Here is a 655-nt window from a genome sequence, read left to right on the forward strand (position 1 = left end):
GCTGGCAAACAAGGATAAGGGTTGCGCTCGTTGCGGGACTTAACCCAACATTTCACAACACGAGCTGACGACAGCCATGCAGCACCTGTCTCAGAGTTCCCGAAGGCACCAATCCATCTCTGGAAAGTTCTCTGGATGTCAAGAGTAGGTAAGGTTCTTCGCGTTGCATCGAATTAAACCACATGCTCCACCGCTTGTGCGGGCCCCCGTCAATTCATTTGAGTTTTAATCTTGCGACCGTACTCCCCAGGCGGTCTACTTAACGCGTTAGCTCCGAAAGCCACGGCTCAAGGCCACAACCTCCAAGTAGACATCGTTTACGGCGTGGACTACCAGGGTATCTAATCCTGTTTGCTCCCCACGCTTTCGCATCTGAGTGTCAGTATCTGTCCAGGGGGCCGCCTTCGCCACCGGTATTCCTTCAGATCTCTACGCATTTCACCGCTACACCTGAAATTCTACCCCCCTCTACAGTACTCTAGTCTGCCAGTTTCAAATGCTATTCCGAGGTTGAGCCCCGGGCTTTCACATCTGACTTAACAAACCACCTGCATGCGCTTTACGCCCAGTAATTCCGATTAACGCTCGCACCCTCCGTATTACCGCGGCTGCTGGCACGGAGTTAGCCGGTGCTTCTTCTGTCGCTAACGTCAAA

General features: G+C 52.8%; 1 rRNA gene. It reads right to left on the reverse strand.

Annotated features, from left to right (window positions below):
- A 16S ribosomal RNA gene (locus IQR33_RS01915) occupies positions 1 to 655 on the reverse strand; the annotation flags it as partial.

The sequence above is a fragment of the Vibrio sp. OPT46 genome (assembly GCF_015163535.1).
Classification (GTDB): domain Bacteria; phylum Pseudomonadota; class Gammaproteobacteria; order Enterobacterales; family Vibrionaceae; genus Vibrio; species Vibrio alginolyticus.